This is a genomic window from Holdemania sp. Marseille-P2844, assembly GCF_900120005.1.
Taxonomy (GTDB): domain Bacteria; phylum Bacillota_I; class Bacilli_A; order Erysipelotrichales; family Erysipelotrichaceae; genus Holdemania.
Window position 1 is genome coordinate 477343 of record NZ_LT635452.1, and the last position, 22273, is coordinate 499615.

Genomic DNA, 22273 nt, shown 5'->3' on the forward strand with positions numbered 1-22273 from the left:
ATATTGGGTGGGATGAGATGAAAAAAATCAAATGTTACCGATGTGGCAAGATCCATGAGGTTAGTGAGATGAAGCTGCGGAAGTCATGGGAATGCACGCATTGCCACGCGGTGATGGCGCTGGATCCTGCGACACAGCGCAAACTGAAATACATCCGCATGTTGTTCGTCGCGGTCGTCGTCAGTCTGCTGATGTACGGCTGCAGCCGGCTGGGGACATTGACCAGCTATGTCGCGTTGATCGTCACCTGTTCGATTGCGATCGTGATCACGCAGTTTTCCGATCAGCTCTGTCTGGCGCTGACGGACAAGCTGTTCGGACTTCGGTACATGCCGGTGGAAACCGCGAAAAATGCGCCGGTAAAAAACAAAAAGAAAGGAAAATGAGGAGAATGGATTTTACGGAAAGATTGAATCTGTATCTGGAGGGCGGCATGATTCAGCCGGCCGACGTTGACGACATTCAGGCGATCATCGCGATGTTTGACCAGAAATATCACATTCAGCTTCAGGAGGAAAACGCCGATACGTTTATCGCGCATCTGTGCGCGGCCTTTGGCCGCAATGCGACGGGGGAGAAAATCGAACCGCTGCCGCCGGAGGTGAAGGCGGAGCTGGAAGGGTTGGACAGCTATCCGCAATCGCTGCAGATGCTTCAGGATGTTATGGCGGCGACGCGCAATCATTTCAATCAAACCGAACAGGATTACGCGCTGCTTCACATAAATAATTTAATCGCCCGGTTGGCAGAAGGCTGCGGCGATTAAATGAAGGGGAATCATGTTAGTAAGAGGAGGTAAACATGGAAGGAATCATTACTAATTTTGAATTTTCACTGCCGTTTCGCGCGATCGTTCTGATTGCGATCTGTGCCTGGGCAAGCCTGCTTTCGCACAAATGTATTTCCAACTTCAACGACGGCGCGCGGCCGGTTTTTCCGGAATTAATGGAAGGCCGGATGACGCGGGCGGAGTTTGCGGTCGTCGTTACCGGCATGGGTTTCGGCTGGGTTCTGGCCGGTTTCAGCCAGTGGCTGGGCACAGGCCTGATCGCCTGTCATCTGACGTTAATCGCTACCGACTGCCTGGGCGCCTGGTCGCCGAACAAGTGGGTCGCGTTAATCATCGGCGGTGCGTATGGCGCGCTGTGCGCCTTCGGCACCAGCTTTATCAATTCTGCATTCACAGCGCTGCCGTATAACTTCTTAAATGATTTGACACAGATCAGCTCCCCGGCGCTGCCGGTGTTCTGTATGTTCCCAGCGGTTGCGATCGCAAGCCAGTTCGGGGCTAAAAAGGGAATCACAACCGGTCTTATCGAAGCGATCGTCTACATTTTCTGCACAGTGGTCGGCGCTGTCAATTTCGGTTCGATCTCCGTCAGCCTGTATCCGTACACCTTTGCGATGCTGGCCGGCATGATCTGCCTGCTTGTCTATTCCATTAATGGAAGCAAGAATGCGGAAAGCGTGGAAAATGATTCGGAAACCGAAAACCTGTTTACGAAGAATGCCAATCGGATTAAGAGCAACTGGGTTTATCTGTGCATCCAGGGCGCGCTGAACGCGTTGGGGATTCATGTTCTGGCTCAGGCTTATCAGCCGTATGTCCTGTCCTCAGCTGTCTTAGCGGGCAACATGGGCACGTTTGAACTGGCGATGATCGGCGTTATTATCGCGTTTATCCCATTGATCGTTTCCACGGCGCTGGCAACCGGCGTTTATCAGGCTGTCGGTCTGACGACGGTGATGCTGGTCGGCTGTCTGGCTCCGACCTGGTGGCTGGCTCCTGTCTTCGGCTTTGTTGCGGAATTTGTTGAAATTCAGCTGTTAGGCTTATTGGGCAAGGGGCTATCGAAGTTCCCGGAACTGTCCAAATGCGGCGATTATATCCGCGACGCGATGGTTTCCTGCATCGGTCTGGCGTTGGTTGCCGGTTCTTTCCTGGCGGCAAACGCAACCTGGGGTGCAGTCGGTCTTATGATCGTCGGTGGTTTCTTCGTCCTCAACGACGTCACCGGACAGCGGATTCCGAAGTCGGCAGTCGGCCCGTTAGCGGCCGTTGCAGTCGGTATTCTGTACAACATCATGATCTTTCTTGGACTAGTCCTATTGTAATGGAATGAAAGAGGAGAATTGCTTATGTTAAAAATTGAATGCTGCGGATTAACCGCGTTACAAACGAAACAGATTATTGAGAAGAAATTCCCGGGGCTTGTTGAAGCTTCGCTGGATCCGGATATGATCGCGGCGCGGAAAGTGAAAAGCGGCGATGTGGATTTTTACTTGGGAAGCTGTATGACCGGAGGCGGCGGCTCGCTTGCGACGGCGATCATGGTTTTGGGCTATGGGAACTGTCTGACCGTTTCCAAACAAGGCAATTGTCCGAATGAAAAACAAATTCGTCATCTCATTTATTCAGGAAATCATAAGGCGTTTGGCTATGTTAAAACTCATACTGAACAAGTAGTTCCGGCATTGGTGCAGGCTCTGATTGATAAATCTGAAGGAAAACCTGAATAGCGGGTATTCATTTAGGGGCATCTTCGGATGCCTCTTTCTTTTTAAGGAGGAAATTTCATGATCCGTACGGTTTTAAACGATATTGAAAAAGAAAAGCTGGGCGTTACGATGTGCCACGAACACTTCATTGTGGATCTGGATCGGGTCCGTCATGACGGCATCAGCATGATTGAAACGCCGGCGGAAGTCGAGCCGGAAATCAAAAAGATGATGGCGCTGGGCGTTCAGGCGGCAGTGGAGGTCAGCACGATTGATTTAGGCCGCGACGTCCGTAAATTGAAACAGATCAGTTTGGACACCGGATTGACGATCGTGGCGTCCACCGGTTTTTATTTAACGCAGTATCACCCGGAGTGGCTGAAAACAGCTTCGGCTCAGCAGATCGCGGAAGTGTATGTCAGGGAGCTGACCGAAGGCATCGAGGATACCGGAATCCGGGCCGGGATCATCGCTGAGATTGCCTCGTCCCCGGAACGCTTCGAGGGGGAGGAAAAGAAGATTCTGAAGGCTGCCGGCATCGCTTCCCAGCTGACCGGGGCGGCGGTATCGACGCACACCGGCCGCGCGACCGCCGTGGAAACGATCGAAACGCTGCTGGCGGAAGGGGTCGATCCGGATAAGATCATCATCGGGCATCAGGACTTGATCGACGACACAAAGTATCATTGCCAGCTGTTGAATTACGGCGTGAATCTCGCGTTTGACACCTGCGGCAAGAAAGCGTACATGCCGGATGAAACCCGCGCCCGCAATGCGCTGGCGATCATGGAAGCCGGCTATGGCGATCATCTGCTTTTCAGCAACGATATATCCCGGCGGACATATTTCACAAGTCATGGCGGAGACGGGTATTTGAGCGTGATGAAATGGGTCGTTCCGCTTCTGAAGCAGGCCGGCGCCTCAGAGCGGCAGATTCAACGCTGTCTGACGGATAATCCGGCGCGGATCCTGGATAACGAGTGGAGGTAGACTATGTTTTTGAATCAATGCCTGCAGAATAATTCAAAACTGATCGAATTTGCTTTTCATGCGCATCAGCAGGGTCTGATTCTCCCCGACACCTATCTGTTGGATCTCGATACGATCGCTGAAAATGGAAGGCGAATGCTGGAAACCGCCCGTCAAAATGATGTGAAATTGTTTTTCATGCTGAAACAGCTGGGCCGGAATCCAATCGTCGCAAAACGGCTGATGGAGCTGGGCTTTGCCGGCTGCGTCGCGGTCGATTACAAGGAAGCGCTGGTGATGATTGAGAATGGAATTCATCTGGGCAACGTCGGTCACCTGGTTCAGACGCCCAAGGCTGCGCTGAGGAAAATCATTGCGGCGCGTCCGGATGTGATGACGGTGTACAGTCTTGAAAAGATTGCGGAGATCGATCAGGCAGCTGCGGAAATCAATCGGGTACAGCCGCTTATGATCCGGATTACGGATGACGACGCCAGCCTGTATTCCGGTCAGATCGCCGGCTTTTCCAGCGCTCAGCTGCCGGAAATCCTGGCGAAAGTCAAGTCGCTCAGGCACGTGCGGATCGGCGGCGTGACCGTGTTTCCAGCGTTGCTTTACAGTGAAAAAACACAGAAGATAGAAGCCACAAGCAATGTCAGCGGCCTGCTTCGGGCGGTGGATTATCTGAAAGATAAAGTGTCGGATGAATTGTTGATCAACATCCCCAGCGCGACCTGCTGCGCCTCCATTCCCACAATCCGGCAGTTAGGCGGCAACAACGGCGAACCCGGCCACGGGCTGACCGGCACGACGCCGCTGCACAAAGCCAGCCGCGAACCGGAGAATATCGGCTATCTTTATGTTTCGGAAATCTCGCACAATTATAAGGACAAGGCGTACTGCTTCGGCGGCGGACACTACCGGCGCGGACACATGGCGCATGTCCTGGTCGGCCGTGATCTCGCACACGCGCGGATGTTCAACATTCAGGCGCCCGATGACGATTCGATCGACTATCATTTTGAAATCGACCGCAACTGCACGGTATCCGATACCGCGCTGATGTGCTTCCGGGCTCAGATTTTTACAACCCGCAGCCATGTCGCGATCGTCGAAGGACTCAGCCGGGGCTGTCCGCGGATCAGCGGGCTGTTTGACAGTCAGGGCCGAAAAATTCAGGTAAATTGGGAGTAAATCAGGATGAAAGACAACTATTCGCTGCAGCATAAAACCGCATTGCTAAATCCCTATGGATCCATTGTCAAGGTATTGGACGGCGATCCGGAAAAGCTTCTGGTTGGAATCAAAAACGTGCGTTCCATTCCGAATACGCTGATGCACAGACTGGAACCTGCGGGCTTCACGCTGCACACAATCGACAAGAAATCCCAACTGGCCGGCCGGGCTGTCGACACGGAGCTGATCAATCCGATCAGCGGCCGTTTCATGTCAGGTTCCTCCTCCGGCACCGCGATCAACGTATTCGCGGGCATCAATGATCTGGGCATCGGCAACGACGGCGGGGGCAGCGTTTTGGCGCCGGCGATCAGCGTCAATATTTTAAGCTTCATTTCCAGGCTGATCGAAGCCGACCGTCCGCAGCAGCTCAAACCCAACACCGACAACATCACATCAGCCAATTCGATCGGCTTTATGGCCCGCGATAAAAAGATCCTGATGAAGGCAATTCAGGCTGCCATCGGCATCCGTCCGGCCTCCGGCGCTGGAAGGGTTCTGGCGGATCGGGAATATCCGGGAATCGACGCGCAGGTCATTGCGATTGAGGATCCGGCCGCACCGCGCACCGTACTGACAGCGTATTTACAAGTGCTTCTGAAACGCTGCGACGTCTTTATGATCACCGAAGGGCCGATTGATCTGGACGGTTTCGGCGATTCGCTGTTCGGTCATTTCGATGCGCGGACGCAAAGGATTCAGCAGGCCGCGGGGAAGGGCTATGTCCGCGTGTGCAATCTGGCCGGTGCAACGGCGCTGTCGCTGCCGCAGTCCGGCTTGGGCATGGCGACGCTTCTGATGTGCGAAAGTCAAAGTGAAAAAATCGCGCGGCTGCTTTATCTGGCCGAACAGATTGAGGAAGTTCATGACGAACTGATCGAACGGTATTTTTTGGATCTGAACAACTATTTTATCGAAGGTTACGAAATATAGGAGGACAACAATGAACGTTTACCCATTAAAAAATATGACTTTGGAACAGGCGATGCAGAAGCAGTTTAAGCTGGTCGACTGCATTACGCGGCACTTTCGCGGCACTGAAAGTTTAACGCGCGGGGATCTGGGAGTCCATCAGCCGGGCAATCAGCCGGTGACGACGCGGAAAGCGGAACAGGCGATTGCGGAGTTCTTCGGTGCTGAGGAATGCATCTTGGTCCGCGGCAGCGGAACCGGCGCGATTCGCTATGGCTTGAGCGCGATGATGGAGTGCGGTCAGAAGATTCTGATTCACGAAGCCCCGGCCTATTCGACAACCCAGACCAGTTTTGAAATGTTTGGTCTGGTCCCGGTGCCATCCAACTTTAACGACTTGTCGGCAATCGTCAGAACGCTGCAGGAAAATCCGGATATCCGCGGGGCGCTGGTACAGCACAGCCGGCAGAAAATTGACGACAGCTATCATCTGGCGGAAGTGATCGCCACGATCAAGCAGACGGCGGATATTCCAGTGTTGATCGACGATAACTACGGCGTCATGAAGGTGGAAAAGATCGGATGCGAATGCGGAGCGGACGTCTCCTGCTTCTCGACGTTCAAGCTGCAGGGACCGGAAGGGATCGGCTGTGTCGTAGGACGCAAGGTGATCATCGACCGGATCCGGAAGATGCACTATTCCGGCGGATGCCAGACGCAGGGCTGGGAAGCGCTGGAGGTTCTGCGTGGTCTGACCTACGCGCCGGTGATGCTGGCGCTGACGGATGCCGCAGCAAAAGAAGCGCTCAAACGCATTCAGGCCGGGGAAGTCAAAGGGATTAAGCAGGCCTGCATCGCCAACGCTCAGTCGAAGGTGCTGTTAGTCGAATTTGCTGAGCCGATCGCGAAAAAGGTGCTGACGGCGGCTGAAAAACGCGGCGCTCTGCCTAATCCGGTCGGCGCGGAATCCAAATATGAACTGGCGCCGATGTTCTACCGCGTGTCCGGAACGTTCTTAAAATCAGACCCTCGTTATGGTGAATATATGATCCGCATCAATCCCAACCGCTCCGGTGCGGATACGGTATTAAGGATTCTGGCAGAAAGCATTCAGGAAGCGAATGAAGCCTGAATGCGGGGGTGAAGCGGATGAGTAAGCGATTTATCATCGTCGTGCTGGACGGTTTCGGGATCGGCGCGATGGAGGATGCCGCTACGGTGCGTCCGGGCGATGAGAAGGCAAACACGCTGCGCAGCATCCTGCGCGATCACCCGGATCTGAAGCTGCCGACGCTGGAAAAGCTGGGGTTGATGAACGCGTATGGCAGCGAAAGTGCGCAGATGAAATTCAATCCTCAGGCCAATTTCGGCAAAAGCGAATTGATGCATTTCGGAGCGGATACGTTCATGGGGCATCAGGAAATTATGGGGACTCTGCCAAAGCAGCCGGAAGTCCATCCATTCCAGCAGAAAGTCGACGTCGTCGCAGCGCACTTGAAAAACTGCGGCCATCAAGTTGAAATCATCGAACGACAGGGACTGCGGTATGTGGTCTGCGACAAGTTCGTCACGATCGCCGATAATCTGGAAGCAGATCTGGGTATGTGCTACAACGTGACCGCGCCGCTGGATTTGATTTCTTTTGAAAAAGAAGTGGAAATCGCGGAGCGGGTCCGCGAGGTCGTGACGGTCGGCCGGGTGATCGTATTCGGCGGCACCGGCAATACGATGCAGGATTTATATAACGCTGAGGAAATCAGGCAGGGCAGGTTTATCGGAATCGCTTCGGCAAAATCCAAATCCTACGAACAAGGTTATCAATGCCGTCATCTGGGGTATGGCGTCAACAAGAATGTCCAGGTTCCAACAATCCTGACCAAAGCTAGAATTCCGTGCGTATTGATCGGCAAGGTCGCGGATATTGTCGCCAACGATCTGGGTACCAGTCTTTCCTGCGTGCCGACGCCGGAGTGCATGAGGCTGACGTTGGACGCCGTGCGCCGCATGGATACCGGGTTTATCTGCACCAATGTTCAGGAAACTGATCTGGCAGGGCATTCACAGGACAGCGCGGAATACAGGCGGATTCTGGAACAAGCTGACGCGGGTCTGGCGGAAATCCTGCCGGAACTGACGGAAGACGATATATTAATCGTTCAGGCGGATCATGGCAATGATCCGGATATCGGCAGCAGCCGGCATACCCGCGAGTGTGTTCCGTTGTTGATTTATCGGAAAGGTCTGAAAGGCGTGAAAATCGGAACACGGCGCACGATGTCCGACAACGGTGCGACGTGCTGTGATTTCTTTGGCGTGGATGCCCCGGAAAACGGGACTTCGTATCTGGATTTGCTTCAGCTGCCGCAAGGTTAAATCGAAGTTAGCATATTGCAAAGAGGATATGCTGACTTTTTTATCGGTGGGAAGATTGATCGGCACAGGCAGAGAGCACCGATAAAAAAAACTTGAAAATAGCCAATACCTGAACTTAGAGAAAGTTATAAGAAAGATCATCCAATAAGAATAGAATTGGCATGATTCGAAAGAAGACAGGTCAATCCTTTTCGTTTCAGGAAAATCATGTTGGCATTTTGGTCAGTTAAAACTAAGGTGTTCTATACTTATTGCAGAGAAAGTGATAATACAGAAAATGCTTGATGGTTAAAGGGAGAAGGAAGGATCAGCCAAAGCGTCAGATCTGGAATGCAGTGAAAGAAGAGGGGATAATCCGGCGAATTGTGCTTTTGCAAGTGAGAGCGGGACAGGAAAATACGGCCGGCAGGGAGGCTGCACAATCCATGATATTGCTTCGTGTGGGACAGCGGGGCAAGCCATGAGATAAACGAAGGGAACATAACCCGCCACATTTGAATAAAGAAAGTTTTGCCCAGACCTTGAACTCAGCAAGCTGAGTAAGAGAAGGAAGCATACAGGATGGGAAGAAAAGAAGCAGATTTCTGACAGAATTTGCCTTTTCGAATGCGCGGCGTCAGTTCCCTGCGAACATTGACTTTGTTGAAAATATTTTCAGAGCAGACGATTGTTTTTGATGCAGAAAAGGGATGGTTAACCGAATTCGGGTATAAACCTGCCTTTTGCTTGTTATGATAAGAATCAAGTCTTTCAGAAATGGGGAAGACGGGGATCAAATCATGAAAGGAGTCGGCTATGGAATATTCTGAAATGCTTATCCACCGAATTAAAGATCTGTGTCGTCAGCGAGGAGGCATAACCGTTCACCGCCTGGCAAAAATGTCTTCTCTGCGGCAATCGACGCTGGATAATATTATCCGCGGCAACACCAAGGATCCGCGTGTCAGCACGCTGCATCGCATCGCTCTGGGCTTTAATATGACGCTGACTGAATTTCTGGATTTTCCGGAACTCAACGATTATGTATTTGAGGAGGAAGAAGAAATAATCAATCCGGCAGAGCTGAAAAAGCATAAAAAAACGGAAAGGCCGGCATCAAATGCTGTTCTTCCGTAACGATCAGACTTATTTGTCTTTAAATCGGCTGAGGAGGTAATCGGCAACCTCTTCTTTTTTTATTTTGAACGATAATGAAATTTCCTCATGAAGCAGGTCTTCTGCCCGGGCGAGCATTTCAGCATCCGCGCGGGACAGCGATTTACGATCCTTCAGCTTGTCCTGTTTCTGAGTGTAAATCGAGATGATCATCTGCGCGAGCTTGCGGCCGTCGCCTTCTGCCAGAATTGCCTGGTAGGTTTCCTCGCGTTTGCGCTTATCATCAATCCAGGCGGATTCCAGCTGCGGCATTTCGTTGATCATCTGTTCAATCTCTTCCCGATTCATGACCGGGCGCAGTTGTGAATTGGAGGCTGGCGTTACGATCTGCGTATGGATGCCATAAACGGAATTGAGCACGTAACACGTTTCAGGACGGCGCGGTTTCAGTTCTTTTTTGACAATCTGATCAACCTGGAATATTCCTCGCGCACCATAACGTACATAATCCTTTTCTTTAAACATGAAGCTCATTCCCCCTTCCAAAAGGTGAATCTATACCTTTATTCTACCATTTTTAAGGGATTTTCGTAAGTAAAATCGTCAACGGCATCCAAAAGGGGGAAAGTCAGGGTTAAAATAAGCGTGGAAAACAGCGGCCCAAGCATCGCAGTATAAGGCTTGTAAGAACCAGCGGCAGGATGATCAGAAGAAGAAAAACGAATACATTCAGCAAAAAGACATCAGGGATGATTTTTTCCAATGTCATAGCGCAAAGAATCAAGGTCAGCCGGAAGGAAAGATAATAACCAGGCAGAGCACAAATTCAAAATCTGATTTTTTAAGTTTGTTCATCGCCTCTATTTCCTTTCATCATTGAGAGGAATCGGTAAAAATAAGTGTTAAAGGTTCCCAACTGTTGTCAATAAACTGATAAACTTCAATTTCGGAAAACGGAGTTTCGGGCGTAATCTGCAGATCCCTGACGGCCCAGACTTCCCGCAGACCGCCTTGATAGCCAAGGATCGCATAAGCATCGGGTTTTACTTGATATGAATCGTCAGACAGATAAACTAAATAGGACTTTCCAACTTCAATGTCGATATCTTCGGAAACTTTTTGCTTGATATAAGCAGGTTTTTCAGTGGCTGATGCCACAGCGTTCCTTTGACTGGGCTCTAAGGTTTGAAGATATTCTTCGTAAGCGATGATACCGCCAGAACGTGTGAAATGGATCGTTTGACCGGCAGAAAGATCACCTTTCAGGCTTTTGAGAATTGTCAGAGTGCCATAAGTATAAGGCAGAACAATCTTATGTTTGATCTCATGAACGGTGCTTCCTCCCTCAATGGAACAAACTGTCGCTAAAACGACATCGGTGCTGGCCTGAATAAGCGTATCCTGATCCAGCGCGTCAGGGACAAATTCCAAAAGCAGATTCTGAATTTGAATCGAATCCGGATCCAGTTGGGCATAGGCGTCGGTATAGGAACAAGCCTGCAGATCAGCAGAAGCGGAAGATTCGTCAAGCTGAACCTGAGGGGCGGCGTTATTCCTGTCGACGGCGCAAGCAGCAAGCAGAAAAGCACAGAGGAGAACAGTACCGGAATTCTTCATTGAAACACCTCCTGAAATTAAGCAGAATACATTATTTAACTAAAGTATAACAAGAATAAGACGGGAAGGGATCCAAGTTCATAAAAAGTTAAGAAAACAGGGATAACATTAGTCATATTAAGAACGTTAAATTGATAAGATTAGAGGACGCTGATCTGAAATGTGATTCATGAAAAAATAGTGATTCTGACGTTAAAATCATCCTGTTGGACTTTCTATTTATGAAGTTGACTATTTCCTGCATCTGATATTTCCTTTTCTGCCGAGGCAGGTGCTGGATAAGCTCAAAAATCGTCAGTTATCACCGCTAAGATTCAAATACAAAAAAATCAGACTTTCGTCTGATTGTCTTTTTCATGGTCCCCGGGGCCGGACTCGAACCGGCATGGTATCACTACCGAACGATTTTGAGTCGTTTGCGTCTACCAATTTCGCCACCTGGGGAATTCATGTGCTTATTTATTATATCTGATCCCCAGAGTGAAATCAAGTAGAAATTAACACTTTTCCCCGTCGGCCGGTGTGAGCTTAACGCTGCGTTGCTTCATCAATCGGACAAGCCAGGCGCCAATACACAGACCGACAAGACAGCCTGCCAGAACGTCCGAGGGGTAATGTACGTGCAGGTAAATCCGTGAGAAAGCGATTAAAACAGCTCCGCCTAATCCCATCCATTTATAAGGGCCGCCATAAGCGAATAGAATCATCATCGCCGCAAAGGAAGTCGCGGTATGACCTGATGGAAACGAACTGGACGTCGGCATCGCAATCAGAGCCGGCAGTTCGGCATGCGTCATAAACGGCCGCGGCCGGTCGACCAGCTGTTTAATTACTAAATCGTTTAACGACCAGGTCAGCACGATGGCCAGAAGCAGAAAGGCGGCAGTCTGACGATCCTTCTTAATAAAGTAAAAATAAAATGCAAAGCAAATCCACAACGCGCCTAAATTTCCCCAACCGGTAATAAAGCGCATGACCGCCGTCATGGCCGGAGATTGGAACACCTGTGTGATCCATTCCATAATCATGAAATCCAAAGGGAATCCCTCCTTTTTGAAACTATCCCTAGCATAACACAAAAGGGCGGTACTGATTCTTAAGAGTTGTTGAAAAAAACTTAAGAAAATAAAGAAAAAAGGCTTGGTTAAGCCTTTATTTACACATGGCGGAGAACATGAGATTCGAACTCACGGAAGCGTTGCCACTTCGCCACCTTTCCAAGATGGTGCCTTAAACCACTCGGCCAATTCTCCAAGTGCTTTTATATTATAGCGGATCCATATCGGGATGTCAAAGGTTTTAGCAAAATTCATAAGAAAAAGACGACTCAGCAGCCGTCTTTCTTACTTGCGTTTCAGATTTTGTTCAACGTTTCCTTCGTCTTTTCAATCATGGGATTGATCAGTCCGGCATATTTCGGAAAATGGTATTTGCAGTCGATCAATTCCTCGGTCAGCGTCATCAGCTCCTGTTTCAATTTGACAGTATCCATTGTGATCTGGGATTTTTCCAAGGCCATGGAGATCCGCGTACTGACCGCTTCAGCGAATTTGCGGTCCATCGCCTGCCGCAGATCGCTCTGATGAAACGGAGGTTCAACGTCGATATCCTGCGCCAGATCCCACATCTGTTCAACGTCTTTATTCAGAATATCAAAACGGCGCAGGTAATCCTCTAAATGCGGCTGGCCTTTTTCCACTTCGTCGATGACGCGGGTGAAGTGTTTGGAGATTTGTAAATAATCCTGTTCCATTTGTTCCTCGCAATGCGAACAAAAGGTAGACTCGCGGTTCGGCTCCAGGCGTCGTCCGCACTGACGGCAATGTCTTCCGTCATTTTGCGGTTCGCTGTTTGTTTTGAACATTGTAATGAAGGCGCGGATCGTATCAATCAGCCAGCCGATTCCCATGACCCCAAATGTAAAGAAGTATAAAACTCCCAAGCCATATTGGCGGCGAATAAAGTGGTGAACGCCAAAGACTCCAAAAAAGAAGGTGATAAAAAACATAAGTATCGGATCATATTCTTCATGATCATTCATAAGGTAAACCTCCTGTGCAGCATATTTGCGTTTGTAAATACAGTATATCAGATTTATTTAAAAACAATCGGAAAAACTTATGAAGAATTTCGTAAGAAAGTGACTTTTCGGCGAAGCTGCAAGAAGAAAAGCGTTGTTCGCTGAGACAACCGTGACTGAATCCATTTGTCCTTTCTTTGGATTGAACTTTACTGAAAACAGAAACAAAACCTGATTTCGCCAGACGGGTTAAAAAGACCACAGACAAAGAAAAGTTGATTTCCGCAAGAGACCCTTAAGAGAACTGTTCGCGTTCTTTTAGCTATGCGAACAATCTTTTTATCATTTCCTTTAGGCGGATATTGATCTTCAGCGCCAACTTACACATGGAAAGCGGCACATTGCGGATGCCCGTTCCGATAGAATCGTCTTTTCGTTTTTCCATAATCGGCTCAAACAGACACAATTCAACCCTGGAAAATGAAGATAATTTTATGCTTGAACTGGATTGCCGCGGGAATGGAGAAAATGAAAAACAGGTTGTCTTTCATCTGCCGGATTTTTTGCGCCTGGTTTTCAGTAATCCATTGCTCGCCATGCAAGAAACATAAAAAACCAAAACAAGTGAAAAAAGCAATGATTATTCTGACCGTTTGTTTTACTCTGAAAATTCAGCTTTCCTGTAAAATGAAGACAAAGCATAAAGGAGGAGATTATTATGCAGAAAGTCGCGGTTATTCATACCAGTCCGGTCTCGCTTAACGAGCTGAAAGCCTTGTTTGCGGAGTTGTTGCCGGAGGTGGAGATGATCAACATCATTGACGACAGTTTACTGGAGGAGGTCAAGCGCAATAATGGAATCACGCCGGGCATCGTCTCAAGGATGTGCCTGTATGGTCAGGCGGCGCAGTCGATGGGCGTGGACTTGATTCTGAACCAATGCTCATCCGTGGGTGAAAGCGCGGATATTGTGAAGCAGACTGTAACCTGCCCGCTGCTTAAGATCGACGAACCGATGGCCGAGGAAGCGGTGCAGCTGGGAACGAAAATCGGCGTGATCGCTACGGTGGGTTCAACGATGAAACCAAGCTGCAATCTGATTCGTACAAAAGCACGGCAAGCAGGCAAAGCCGTGGAAATGAAGGAGTATCTGGTTGCCGGGGCACTGGATATTTTGATGAAGGAGAAGAATCAGGAAAAACATAATGAACTCGTGCTGAAAGAAATTAAAAAGGCCGAGCAGGAGTGCGATGTGATCGTTTTGGCTCAGGGGAGCATGACGGTGATGCTTCCCTATCTGGAGGGAATTTCCAAGCCGGTGCTGACCAGCCCGCGTAAAGCGGTGGAACGCGTCAAGCAGATGCTGGCGCAGCAGGCATGAGTTCTTTCGTTGACAAAGCACCTAAGATCGTCGTGCTCGACGACGATCCGACCGGGATTCAGATGGTTCATGACGTCGCGGTATATACATCGTGGGAGGAAGAAGCCTGTGAAAACCTCCTGCAGCAGAGTGAGGCGATGGTCTATATCCTGACCAACACCCGTGCGCTCAAGCCGGAAGCCGCGCGCTGCCTGCTGCGGGAATTGACGCAGAATCTGATCACGGCGTCCCGTCGAAGCAACATTCCTTTTTGGCTGGTACTGCGCTCGGATTCAACCCTGCGGGGGCATTATCCGCTGGAATCCGAAACGGTTCGCGCAGGACTCAGCGAGCATGGAATTGAGGTGGAGGGAGAAATTCTGTGTCCATATCTGCAGGGGATGCGAATCACGCGGAACGATATCCATTATCTGAAACAGGGAGGACAATGGCTGCCCGTCGGGGAAAGTGAATTTGCCCAGGATAAGACGTTTGGATTTCATGCCAGCGATCTCAAAGTGTATGTGGAAGAAAAGACCCAGGGACGCTATCCGGCTTCTTCCTGCCTGTCAATTTCCCTGGAAATACTGCGAAATCATGATGAAGCGGCAATTATGCGAATTCTGCGGCAGGCGCACGGCTTTCAGAAGATCATTGTCAACGCGGAAACGGATGACGATCTGCGCGCGTTGATCCGACCATTAAAGACGGTGCTGAAAGAGAAGGTATTCCTGTTTCGGACCGCGGCGTCTTTCTGTAAACTCTTTGCACAGCAGGATGACAAACCGCTGCTGGATCCGCGGGTTTGCGTGCAGCCGCAGAATCACAACGGCGGATTGATCGTCGCAGGCTCGCATGTCCAGAAAACGTCGCGTCAGCTGGAAGTGCTGCGCCAGAATTTATGCCTGGAAACGATCGTCTTTGATCAACATCAGATCCTGCAGGGCTCGCTGATGGAAGAAAGCGAGCGCTGCGCCAGACTTGTAAACCAAAAACTGGCGGAGGGAATCACGGTAGTTTTGCAGACGCGGCGGGAACGCGTGGATCTGCCGCAGGGGAGCGCGGAGGATCAGCTGCGGCTGACGCAGGCGATCAACGATCAGTTCATCCGGGTTGTTGAGCAGCTGAACGTGTGGCCGCGGTTTATGATCACCAAAGGCGGGATCACGTCCAGTGATTGTCTGACGCGGGGGCTTCGGGTCCGGCGGGAATGGGCATCAGGCCAGATTGAACCGGGAATCGGCGTGATTCGCTGTGATCGTGCCAGCCGGTTTCCCGAGCTGCCCGTTGTGATCTTTCCCGGCAATGTCGGGGAAGACAATACGCTGGCGAAGATCGTGGTAAAGCTGAATACGGCGCAGGCATAAGCCTTCTGTTCCCGTTCTTCGGATCATTCGCATTTGCGGGAAAAAAGCAATGCGGAGATTTCTCGATCAGAAGCCGCTGCCTCTTCCTTCCATAAACAAAAAAACAAGAAGACAAATAAAAACGGGAATCGAATTGCCGGATAACTCCTCCAGGCTAGATTCCCGTTTTTCCCGAGCTCTGCTTTATTTAAAAACGATTTTCATGATCCAGGAACACGCGCGATCCGGTTGCGCCTTTCTGCCCCTGGTATTTTCCGTTATACGGATTCAGTGCAGGCGCATCCATTTTCGCGAACACGAGCTGACCGATCCGTCTGCCGGCCTTTAATTCAATCGCGCAGCGGTTCGCGTTATACAGCTCTAACGTGATTTCACCCTTGAAGCCCGGATCAACCCAACCGGCATTCTGAATGAACAGGCCCATTCTGCCTAACGAGCTGCGGCCTTCGACAAAGGCGGTGAGATCGTCAGGCAGATCGAAAAACTCCAGCGTCGTCGCCAGCACAAATTGATTTGGAAGCAGGATGTAGGTGTCGCAGGTGATCGTTTTATAACGGATTTCGTTTTCCATGTTGATCATCCCGGAAGGGGAATCCTCAACGACGCTGAAAGTATTTCCCAAACGGATATCCACGCTGGCGGGTTGAATCTGGTTGGGATCCAGCGGTGTAATTTTCAATGTTTCGGCGCTCAGCATGGCCTGCAATGTTTTGTCGGACAGAATCATTGGCTAACCCTCTTTCTTTACGGTTTTCAATCTGAATTCCGATTGTATTCATCATAGCACAGAGAACAGGGAGTTTTGACCTGTTTTTTTTCGAAATGTCTGACTTTCTGGAAATTGAATGCGGATTGGTTTTATGCAATGAGCGGAATAAAAAAGTCCGCCGTTGTTCAGCGAACTTCTTTTTCTGATTCAGCGGCGGTTTCTTCCGTCTTTGAATCGGACAACAGTGTCAGATGAATCTTGCCGATCCGCTTGCCTTCCATCGACTGTACGGTGAAGCGCAGATTGCCGATCTGGATTTGCGGATGTTCATCGGGCTGCGGAATTTGCCCGAGCTGCTCGATCAGATAACCGGAGATTGTATCGTAATATTCGGTTTCCAGCTTGAAGCCCAGTGCTTTGTTCAGTTCGTCCAGATTCATCAATCCGTCGATCTGATATTCGTTGGCATTGAACTGAATCAGCTCTGGTTCTTCCTGTTCATATTCGTCATGCAGATCGCCGACGATTTCCTCGACGAGATCTTCCGTCGTCGTAATTCCGCTGAATCCTCCGAATTCATCAATCAGGATCGCCATCCGGTACTGCGTCTTCTGCATTTCCCGGAACAGTTCGGCTGTCGGCTTGCTGTCAGGGACAAAATAAGGCTTTTGCAGCAGCGATTCCAGTTTTAACTGATCGGTGTCGCCTTCGCTGATCGCGATCATTAAATCTTTTATATTCAAAATGCCGATGATGTTGTCGCTGTTTTCGCGGTACACCGGAAACCGGCTCAGACGCGTGCTCAGCAGGGCTTTCAACTGCGGACGAACGGGCTCGTCCATGTCGAGCATCACGACTTCCTGACGCGGAACCATGACGTCGCGTGCGGTTTTATCGTCAAAGGTGAAAACCGAATCGATCATTTCCGTCTGCGTGTCGTCAAAGACGCCGCTGGCCCGGCCGCTGTGGACCAGCGAACGGATTTCTTCCTCGCTGACTTCTTCCTCCAGATTTTCCGTTTTCATGCCGATCAGCCGCAGGAAACCGTTGGTCGACAGGGAAAGCAGCTTGATAAACGGCGAGAGTACGCGCGAGATCACCAAGATCGGCTGGACGCACATCAAACTGAACTGCTCCGCTTTCTGCAGTGCGATGCGCTTGGGCACCAGTTCACCGAAGACCAGCGTGCAGTAGGAAAGAATAATCGTGACCAGCACCACCGCGATCGTCGAACTGTACGGGATGCCATACTGTGCCATCCATCCGCCCAGCACCTGCGAAATGCCGGTGGCGGCGGAGGCGCTGGAGAAGAAGCCTGCAAAGGTGATCGCTACCTGAATAGTAGACAGAAACTTCGTCGAGTCGTCAAACAGTCCTTCGATCAACCGGGCTTTTTTGTTTCCTTTCTCGGCCAGCATTTTAATTTTGTTTTTATTCACGGAAACGATAGCCATTTCCGCGCCTGCGAAGAACGCGTTGACTAACGTAAGAAGTACCAGCAGCAACAGCTGCATGGCGATGGCGTTACCGCCGGGATCTGATGCCATAATCATCCTCCTAAACTGATAGCCAGTATATCAGAATTGCGGCTAAACCGCAAATACAGCGGAGCCGGTTTGTCTAATTCAGACAAAAAAAGACGTTTCCCAAGCGGTGCGGGAACGTCCTGAAGAGACACGGAAGGTTAAGCTAAATTGAATACCGCCAGAAGAAATGCGATTCCCAACAGGAGGTAACCACAGTAAAGCGTCAGCTTTTCCTTTTGATTATAGGGGATGCCCTGACCGGCGACGCAGCGCTTGTTATAGAAGATCTTGGAAGCGATCACCAACGCCAGACCGAGGCCCAGTAAAATAAATGCCATGTGTATTTTCTCCTTTTAAACTATTCCGATGAACCATACGGCCAAGACGAAAACCTGAGGCAATCAGGCTGATCTACGGCCGGCGTGGTTGGCAGAAGCAAGCGGAACACGAAACGCGTTGTCCGCGCAGTCCTGTTTATTTCTTCGATACGTTTTCAAATGCAGTCAGAATTTGCGGCTCACTCATTTGTTCCGGCTGGTCTTTGATCCAGCTGACGACGTCTTTGTAATGCAGCAGTGCAAACTCGCTTCGGGCATGCGTCAGATCCGCGGCGTCGGGAAAGGCACAGAGGCCGGTGCAGTCCACGCCGCCCAATGCCTGACGCTGATATTGGCAATGTTGACGCAGTCCGTCGGCAGGATTGGGAATCCGGAAGTTTTTTGTCGTTTCCGTCTGCGGGCGGCTGACGATCCAGTGCTTGTCGTTCGGCTTGCCGCTGATCTGACCTTCGCTGCGGACGTCGCGGATTACGAAGGCGCCGCGGGTGCATAACAGGGTAACATAGGTCTGGGCGACATGCCCATTTTGATCCAGCACGGAATTGTAGAGCAGCCGGTGGAAGCCCAGCTCCTGTTTCAGCCAGCTGCTGACGGACAGGTTCTGGCGGAATTGATAGCGCCAGAAGTATTCAAGATAGTTAGCGAACAACGCCGGATACAGCGTTTTGGTATAATGCTTGTGCAGCCGGAACGCCTGGAACACAGCCAACGCCAACAGAACGGTGATCAGGCCATACAGAATGACATCCATTTAACAGATTACCCCCTGTTTGAAGATTGCGATGCTGCGCAGATCGCTGATTTCATTGCGTGTTTTCTTTCCTTCCAGCACGGCGATCAGATCTTCGACCAGCTGGCTTGCCGCCTCGTCCAGCGTGACGCCCTCCGTCAGGATTCCGGCGTTGAAGTCGATCCAGTGCGGCTTTTTCGCAGCCAGCTCGGAGTTGGTCGAAACTTTGTAAGTTGGAATGAACCCACCAAACGGCGTACCCCGGCCTGTCGTGAACAGCACGATCTGACAGCCGCTGGCGCCCAGCGCCGTGGTTGACACGAGATCGTTGCCCGGCCCATACACGAGACTGACGCCTTTTTTCTGGATCGGCTCGCCATAGTCGAGCACATCGCGGATCAGCGCGGTTCCGGCTTTCTGGATGCAGCCCAGACTTTTTTCCTCCAGCGTCGTGATGCCGCCGGCCTTGTTGCCCGGGGATGGATTTTCATAGACAACCTGATGATTGGACAGGAAATAATCCTTGAAGCGATTGATCATCGCGACGAGCTTATCGAATGTTTCCTGATCGGCGGCCCGGTTCATTAACAGCTGTTCCGCACCGAACATTTCCGGGACTTCGCTGAGCACGATATTCGCACCATAGCTGGACAGAATATCGGAAAACCGTCCCAGCAGCGGATTGGCGGTGATGCCGGAATAGCCGTCGGAACCGCCGCACTTCAAACCGAAGGAGAAATCGCTGAGATCGCAAGCTTCGCGCTGATCATGACGCATGACCTGATAAATCTGTTCGAGCAGCTCCACGGCGCTGTGAACCTCATTCTCGACATCCTGACAGTTCAGGCAGCGGATACGCTCCGGGTCGATCTGTTCCAGTGTATCGTAGAATGGTTTCAGCTGGTTGTTTTCGCAGCCCAAACCGAGCACGAGCACGCCCCCGGCATTGGGATGGGTGACGATGTCCTGTAAAATTTTGACGGTGTTTTGATGGTCCTGTCCCATCTGCGAACAGCCGAATGGATGATCAAACGTGAAGATGCCGTCGATATCATCGAAGGGATGACGCTGGCGGAAGGTGTTGACGATGTTGCGGGCGGTGTCGCCGATGCAGCCGACCGTGACGATCACCCACAGCTCGTTGCGGATTCCGACCTTGCCGTTGGCGCGGCGGTAGGCCATGACGGAACGGCCTTGAGGACGTTTGACAATCGGATCAACGATGGGGTTGTATTGATAGTTAAGCGTCCCGGACAATAATGTTTTCAGGTTATGGCTGTGAACCCAGCGTCCAGGTTCAATTCGTTCAGCGGCCTGACCGATCGGCTGACCGTATTTGATGACCGGCTGATTGGCCAAAATGGGTTTACAGGCAAATTTATGTCCGGATGGGATGTCGTCCAGCAACAGGATCCCATCGACCGATTCTCCGGCGGACAAGGGTTCCAGTGCGACGATCACATTGTCGTTGGACTGGATGTGCAGCGTTTTCTTCATGCAAGTCCCTCCTTTTTTAACGCTTCGCGAAGGCCGAGCGTCGTGAGCGAACGGATGATTTCAGTCAAACGTTCCGTGATGTTGTCCATCGCTGCCAATTTGCCCTGCCAAAGCGGCAGCTGGAGCAGCGCGCTGATCGTTGCCTGCGGCTGGCGCTCATCCCAGTTTTGCCAACAGGCCAGGACTTCCGGGCTTTCGCTGATCAACGGCGTGCCGTCTGATTTCCGCCGGCTCAAAAGGACGATCAGCGCGGCGAGCGAGAAACAGGCATGGGGGGCCAGCGCTTTATGCGTATCGTAATAATGCCGCATCGCCGGCAGATCACGGGTATTGAACTTGGCGATTGAATTGAGCGAAATGCTCATGAGCTCGTGGCGGATATCCGGATTTTCAAAACGTTCAAAAACGTCGTGAGTAAAGGATTTTAATTCACTTTCGCTGAAATTGAGCGAAGGCCATACCTCTTCCTTTAAAAAGGCTTCAAGGAAACGGCGAATCTGCGGATCCTCGACGGTTTCCTTTACGGTTTCCAGTCCCCCCAGTAATCCTAAGGGAACCATCGCGGTATGCGCGCCGTTGAGGATCGCGACTTTGCGGTCGCGGTAAGGGGCCAGATCGTCGGTAAAGATAATGTTTTGATTTAACTGATCCAGCGGCAGCACGGAGCGCAGCGCGGGATCGCCCTGAATTACCCAGCTGTGATAGATTTCACCCTTGACCAGACAGGCATCGTGATAGCCGAGCAGTTCTTCCAGCGCCCCCGCCTGATCTTTCGGATAGCCCGGTACGATGCGGTCAACCAGCGTATTGTAAAATCGGTTGGCGTTCTCAATCCAGTCCAGAAAAGCCTGCGGTTCGCCTTGTTCGCGGGCTTTGCGGCAGACGATTTCTTTCAGCGTGTCGCCGTTGCGTTCAATCAGCTCGCAGCACACGATATCCATGCCGCTTTCCGGCGTGCCCTTTAACGACTGGAAGCGATGCTTCAGCACGGCCAGAACTTTGCCGGGGAAGCTTTGCGGACAAGCGTCCAGCGTCACGTTTTCGTCTGTATAGGCGATTCCCGCTTCGGTGGTGTTCGAGATGATCACGCGGCATTGCGGATCTGCCGCACCTTGCAAAAGCGCCGGGTAATCCGTGTAGGGATCGATTCCCTGTTCGATCACGTCGATGATCCGCATCTCACGCGTTGCCGTGCCTTGTTTTTTTCCTTCTAAAAGCAGCGTATATAATCCATCCTGTTCCATTAAGTTTCTGACCCGCCCATGCGGCCGCGGCTGAACGACGCAGACGCCGCCGTTGAAATCGGTTTTCTCATTCAGCTGAGAAATGAAATCATCGACAAAGGCCCGCAGGAAGTTTCCTTCGCCGAACTGAAGAATGCGCACCGGCCGCTGCGGCTGGGGATGATTTTGACGATTTAAAGATTCCATCATTGATTACTCCATTCTTTTTTTCCATTTTATCATGTTTAACAAGCGTCCACGGCAGGCAAACAGGCAGTTTATTCCGGTAATTTTTTATGTTTTCATTTTAACGAAGTTTTTTGCCTGATTTTTGTTTTCATTCTGATGAAGTCTTGAGAATGAACAAATGGGCAGCCGCTGCGGAATAATCAGAAAAATGATCAAAAGTCCCTCTTTATCCTTTATAATAAAATCATTAACGTAAGAATGAGAAAATCAGAACAGGAGAAAAAGATGCTTGGACAAATTGTCACGGTCACAGTCGATCGAAAAATGGGAACGCGCCATCCAAAGTATCCGGATCTGATCTATCCGGTAAATTATGGTTATATCCAGGGGATCCCCGCGCCCGACGGGGAAGACCAGGACGCGTACATTTTAGGCGTTGATGAACCTGTGAATGTGTTTACGGGAAAAATCATCGCGATCATTCACCGAAAAGACGATGTGGAAGAAAAATGGGTTGTGGTTCCCAGGGAACAAACCTTATCCAAAGAAGAAATCATGGAGCAAGTCAAGTTTCAGGAACAATACTTTACGACTTATATTGAAATGTAGTTTA

General features: G+C 50.7%; 24 protein-coding genes and 2 tRNA genes. 14 read left to right on the forward strand and 12 right to left on the reverse strand.

The window, feature by feature from the left end:
• Positions 1–17 precede the first annotated feature (17 nt).
• The 10 genes from BQ7364_RS12155 to BQ7364_RS12205 all read left to right on the forward strand — a co-directional run bounded on the left by BQ7364_RS12155 (position 18) and on the right by BQ7364_RS12205 (position 9105).
• Positions 18–386, forward strand: a complete 369-nt coding sequence (locus tag BQ7364_RS12155; protein WP_139248634.1) for a hypothetical protein — start codon at positions 18–20, stop codon at positions 384–386.
• A 5-nt stretch (positions 387–391) separates the two neighbouring features.
• Complete coding sequence (locus BQ7364_RS12160; RefSeq protein ID WP_072684958.1) at positions 392–766, forward strand: hypothetical protein; 375 nt, start codon at positions 392–394, stop codon at positions 764–766.
• Positions 767–801: 35 nt separating this feature from the next.
• Positions 802–2115, forward strand: coding sequence for a YhfT family protein (locus BQ7364_RS12165; protein WP_072684959.1), 1314 nt, complete (start codon positions 802–804; stop codon positions 2113–2115).
• 24 nt (positions 2116–2139) lie between these two features.
• On the forward strand, positions 2140–2520 hold the full coding sequence (locus tag BQ7364_RS12170; RefSeq protein ID WP_072684960.1) for a DUF2620 family protein: 381 nt from the start codon (positions 2140–2142) through the stop codon (positions 2518–2520).
• A gap of 57 nt (positions 2521–2577) precedes the next feature.
• Entirely contained in the window at positions 2578–3489 is a 912-nt protein-coding gene (locus tag BQ7364_RS12175; RefSeq protein ID WP_072684961.1) for a phosphotriesterase family protein, read from the forward strand.
• 3 nt (positions 3490–3492) lie between these two features.
• On the forward strand, positions 3493–4662 hold the full coding sequence (locus BQ7364_RS12180; protein WP_072684962.1) for an alanine racemase: 1170 nt from the start codon (positions 3493–3495) through the stop codon (positions 4660–4662).
• A gap of 6 nt (positions 4663–4668) precedes the next feature.
• A complete protein-coding gene (locus tag BQ7364_RS12185) occupies positions 4669–5637 on the forward strand; it encodes an amidase family protein (RefSeq protein ID WP_072684963.1) in 969 nt (322 codons plus the stop codon).
• Positions 5638–5647: 10 nt separating this feature from the next.
• The gene (locus BQ7364_RS12190) at positions 5648–6748 is read left to right on the forward strand and encodes an aminotransferase class V-fold PLP-dependent enzyme (RefSeq protein WP_072684964.1); all 1101 of its coding nucleotides are present in this window, start codon (positions 5648–5650) and stop codon (positions 6746–6748) included.
• 17 nt (positions 6749–6765) lie between these two features.
• Entirely contained in the window at positions 6766–7989 is a 1224-nt protein-coding gene (locus BQ7364_RS12195; protein ID WP_072684965.1) for a phosphopentomutase, read from the forward strand.
• A 795-nt stretch (positions 7990–8784) separates the two neighbouring features.
• Entirely contained in the window at positions 8785–9105 is a 321-nt protein-coding gene (locus tag BQ7364_RS12205; RefSeq protein ID WP_072684967.1) for a helix-turn-helix domain-containing protein, read from the forward strand.
• Positions 9106–9114: 9 nt separating this feature from the next.
• On the opposite strand, the gene BQ7364_RS12210 is transcribed toward BQ7364_RS12205, so the two are convergent.
• From BQ7364_RS12210 to BQ7364_RS12235, 6 genes are all read right to left on the reverse strand, one after another.
• Positions 9115–9609, reverse strand: a complete 495-nt coding sequence (locus BQ7364_RS12210) for a CarD family transcriptional regulator (protein WP_072684968.1) — start codon at positions 9607–9609, stop codon at positions 9115–9117.
• 348 nt (positions 9610–9957) lie between these two features.
• Positions 9958–10701, reverse strand: a complete 744-nt coding sequence (locus BQ7364_RS12215) for a hypothetical protein (RefSeq protein WP_072684969.1) — start codon at positions 10699–10701, stop codon at positions 9958–9960.
• 357 nt (positions 10702–11058) lie between these two features.
• Positions 11059–11145: transfer RNA gene (locus BQ7364_RS12220), tRNA-Leu, on the reverse strand.
• A 53-nt stretch (positions 11146–11198) separates the two neighbouring features.
• Positions 11199–11729 (reverse strand): phosphatase PAP2 family protein, encoded by a 531-nt coding sequence (locus tag BQ7364_RS12225; protein WP_072685064.1) that lies wholly within the window; start codon positions 11727–11729, stop codon positions 11199–11201.
• A gap of 135 nt (positions 11730–11864) precedes the next feature.
• A tRNA-Ser gene (locus BQ7364_RS12230) sits at positions 11865–11954 on the reverse strand.
• Positions 11955–12055: 101 nt separating this feature from the next.
• The gene (locus BQ7364_RS12235) at positions 12056–12742 is read right to left on the reverse strand and encodes a TM2 domain-containing protein (protein ID WP_072684970.1); all 687 of its coding nucleotides are present in this window, start codon (positions 12740–12742) and stop codon (positions 12056–12058) included.
• 365 nt (positions 12743–13107) lie between these two features.
• Between BQ7364_RS12235 and BQ7364_RS12240 the strand changes: the two genes are divergently transcribed.
• From BQ7364_RS12240 to BQ7364_RS12250, 3 genes are all read left to right on the forward strand, one after another.
• Positions 13108–13332 (forward strand): hypothetical protein, encoded by a 225-nt coding sequence (locus BQ7364_RS12240; RefSeq protein ID WP_072684971.1) that lies wholly within the window; start codon positions 13108–13110, stop codon positions 13330–13332.
• 107 nt (positions 13333–13439) lie between these two features.
• Positions 13440–14102 (forward strand): aspartate/glutamate racemase family protein, encoded by a 663-nt coding sequence (locus tag BQ7364_RS12245; RefSeq protein ID WP_195395423.1) that lies wholly within the window; start codon positions 13440–13442, stop codon positions 14100–14102.
• Complete coding sequence (locus BQ7364_RS12250; protein ID WP_072684973.1) at positions 14099–15448, forward strand: four-carbon acid sugar kinase family protein; 1350 nt, start codon at positions 14099–14101, stop codon at positions 15446–15448. Before BQ7364_RS12245 ends, BQ7364_RS12250 begins: the two co-directional genes overlap by 4 nt.
• Before the next feature lie 187 nt (positions 15449–15635).
• Here the strand turns inward: BQ7364_RS12250 and dcd are convergent, their stop codons facing one another.
• The 6 genes from dcd to BQ7364_RS12280 all read right to left on the reverse strand — a co-directional run bounded on the left by dcd (position 15636) and on the right by BQ7364_RS12280 (position 21678).
• Complete coding sequence (gene dcd, locus BQ7364_RS12255; protein ID WP_072684974.1) at positions 15636–16175, reverse strand: dCTP deaminase; 540 nt, start codon at positions 16173–16175, stop codon at positions 15636–15638.
• Positions 16176–16342: 167 nt separating this feature from the next.
• Positions 16343–17704, reverse strand: a complete 1362-nt coding sequence (locus BQ7364_RS12260; protein WP_072684975.1) for a hemolysin family protein — start codon at positions 17702–17704, stop codon at positions 16343–16345.
• 137 nt (positions 17705–17841) lie between these two features.
• Positions 17842–18021, reverse strand: coding sequence for a hypothetical protein (locus BQ7364_RS12265; RefSeq protein WP_072684976.1), 180 nt, complete (start codon positions 18019–18021; stop codon positions 17842–17844).
• A 136-nt stretch (positions 18022–18157) separates the two neighbouring features.
• Positions 18158–18772, reverse strand: a complete 615-nt coding sequence (locus BQ7364_RS12270) for a hypothetical protein (protein WP_072684977.1) — start codon at positions 18770–18772, stop codon at positions 18158–18160.
• Positions 18773–20248 carry a UxaA family hydrolase gene (locus BQ7364_RS12275; protein ID WP_072684978.1) on the reverse strand — a complete coding sequence of 492 codons (1476 nt, stop codon included), beginning with the start codon at positions 20246–20248 and terminating at the stop codon, positions 18773–18775.
• Entirely contained in the window at positions 20245–21678 is a 1434-nt protein-coding gene (locus BQ7364_RS12280) for a tagaturonate reductase (RefSeq protein ID WP_072684979.1), read from the reverse strand. Before BQ7364_RS12280 ends, BQ7364_RS12275 begins: the two co-directional genes overlap by 4 nt.
• A 267-nt stretch (positions 21679–21945) precedes the next feature.
• Between BQ7364_RS12280 and BQ7364_RS12285 the strand changes: the two genes are divergently transcribed.
• A complete protein-coding gene (locus BQ7364_RS12285) occupies positions 21946–22269 on the forward strand; it encodes an inorganic diphosphatase (protein ID WP_072684980.1) in 324 nt (107 codons plus the stop codon).
• Positions 22270–22273: the final 4 nt, after the last annotated feature.

What these genes read in the sequence shown, in the direction of transcription:
- BQ7364_RS12185 (WP_072684963.1), top strand. Translation starts at nt 4,669, where the DNA reads ATGAAAGACAACTATTCGCTGCAGCATAAAACCGCATTGCTAAATCCC.
- BQ7364_RS12260 (WP_072684975.1), bottom strand. Translation starts at nt 17,704, where the DNA reads ATGGCATCAGATCCCGGCGGTAACGCCATCGCCATGCAGCTGTTGCTG.
- dcd (WP_072684974.1), bottom strand. Translation starts at nt 16,175, where the DNA reads ATGATTCTGTCCGACAAAACATTGCAGGCCATGCTGAGCGCCGAAACA.
- BQ7364_RS12190 (WP_072684964.1), top strand. Translation starts at nt 5,648, where the DNA reads ATGAACGTTTACCCATTAAAAAATATGACTTTGGAACAGGCGATGCAG.
- BQ7364_RS12280 (WP_072684979.1), bottom strand. Translation starts at nt 21,678, where the DNA reads ATGGAATCTTTAAATCGTCAAAATCATCCCCAGCCGCAGCGGCCGGTG.
- BQ7364_RS12235 (WP_072684970.1), bottom strand. Translation starts at nt 12,742, where the DNA reads ATGAATGATCATGAAGAATATGATCCGATACTTATGTTTTTTATCACC.
- BQ7364_RS12270 (WP_072684977.1), bottom strand. Translation starts at nt 18,772, where the DNA reads ATGGATGTCATTCTGTATGGCCTGATCACCGTTCTGTTGGCGTTGGCT.
- BQ7364_RS12210 (WP_072684968.1), bottom strand. Translation starts at nt 9,609, where the DNA reads ATGTTTAAAGAAAAGGATTATGTACGTTATGGTGCGCGAGGAATATTC.
- BQ7364_RS12205 (WP_072684967.1), top strand. Translation starts at nt 8,785, where the DNA reads ATGGAATATTCTGAAATGCTTATCCACCGAATTAAAGATCTGTGTCGT.
- BQ7364_RS12160 (WP_072684958.1), top strand. Translation starts at nt 392, where the DNA reads ATGGATTTTACGGAAAGATTGAATCTGTATCTGGAGGGCGGCATGATT.
- BQ7364_RS12180 (WP_072684962.1), top strand. Translation starts at nt 3,493, where the DNA reads ATGTTTTTGAATCAATGCCTGCAGAATAATTCAAAACTGATCGAATTT.
- BQ7364_RS12275 (WP_072684978.1), bottom strand. Translation starts at nt 20,248, where the DNA reads ATGAAGAAAACGCTGCACATCCAGTCCAACGACAATGTGATCGTCGCA.
- BQ7364_RS12240 (WP_072684971.1), top strand. Translation starts at nt 13,108, where the DNA reads ATGGAAAGCGGCACATTGCGGATGCCCGTTCCGATAGAATCGTCTTTT.
- BQ7364_RS12170 (WP_072684960.1), top strand. Translation starts at nt 2,140, where the DNA reads ATGTTAAAAATTGAATGCTGCGGATTAACCGCGTTACAAACGAAACAG.
- BQ7364_RS12285 (WP_072684980.1), top strand. Translation starts at nt 21,946, where the DNA reads ATGCTTGGACAAATTGTCACGGTCACAGTCGATCGAAAAATGGGAACG.
- BQ7364_RS12155 (WP_139248634.1), top strand. Translation starts at nt 18, where the DNA reads ATGAAAAAAATCAAATGTTACCGATGTGGCAAGATCCATGAGGTTAGT.
- BQ7364_RS12195 (WP_072684965.1), top strand. Translation starts at nt 6,766, where the DNA reads ATGAGTAAGCGATTTATCATCGTCGTGCTGGACGGTTTCGGGATCGGC.
- BQ7364_RS12245 (WP_195395423.1), top strand. Translation starts at nt 13,440, where the DNA reads ATGCAGAAAGTCGCGGTTATTCATACCAGTCCGGTCTCGCTTAACGAG.
- BQ7364_RS12215 (WP_072684969.1), bottom strand. Translation starts at nt 10,701, where the DNA reads ATGAAGAATTCCGGTACTGTTCTCCTCTGTGCTTTTCTGCTTGCTGCT.
- BQ7364_RS12175 (WP_072684961.1), top strand. Translation starts at nt 2,578, where the DNA reads ATGATCCGTACGGTTTTAAACGATATTGAAAAAGAAAAGCTGGGCGTT.
- BQ7364_RS12225 (WP_072685064.1), bottom strand. Translation starts at nt 11,729, where the DNA reads ATGATTATGGAATGGATCACACAGGTGTTCCAATCTCCGGCCATGACG.
- BQ7364_RS12265 (WP_072684976.1), bottom strand. Translation starts at nt 18,021, where the DNA reads ATGGCATTTATTTTACTGGGCCTCGGTCTGGCGTTGGTGATCGCTTCC.
- BQ7364_RS12250 (WP_072684973.1), top strand. Translation starts at nt 14,099, where the DNA reads ATGAGTTCTTTCGTTGACAAAGCACCTAAGATCGTCGTGCTCGACGAC.
- BQ7364_RS12165 (WP_072684959.1), top strand. Translation starts at nt 802, where the DNA reads ATGGAAGGAATCATTACTAATTTTGAATTTTCACTGCCGTTTCGCGCG.